1 protein-coding gene is annotated in these 211 nt (G+C 69.2%); it reads left to right on the top strand.

Going from position 1 to position 211, the window contains the following annotated elements:
- Positions 1 to 211 (top strand): AMP-binding protein (locus NJH59_RS25465; RefSeq protein WP_253087487.1); only part of this gene is annotated, 211 nt, incomplete at both ends.

The raw sequence follows: 211 nt of genomic DNA, 5'->3' as shown, positions 1-211 counted from the left end.
TGATCGAAGCCCAGGCTGCGCGTGCGCCGGGCTCCATCGCGCTGACCCTGGGTGACGCCCAGCTCAGCTACCGCGAACTCAACGAACGCGCCAACCAGATGGCCCATGCGTTGATTGCCCAGGGCATCGGGCCAGAGGTGCTGGTGGGCCTGGCCTGCGAGCGCAGCCTGGAGATGGTGGTCGGCCTGCTGGCGATCCTCAAGGCCGGCGG

It is taken from the genome of Pseudomonas sp. VE 267-6A (assembly GCF_024126555.1).
Lineage (GTDB): Bacteria > Pseudomonadota > Gammaproteobacteria > Pseudomonadales > Pseudomonadaceae > Aquipseudomonas > Aquipseudomonas palmensis.
Note: the sequence above shows the minus strand (reverse complement) of the source record. Positions and strands in the feature narration are given on the sequence as shown.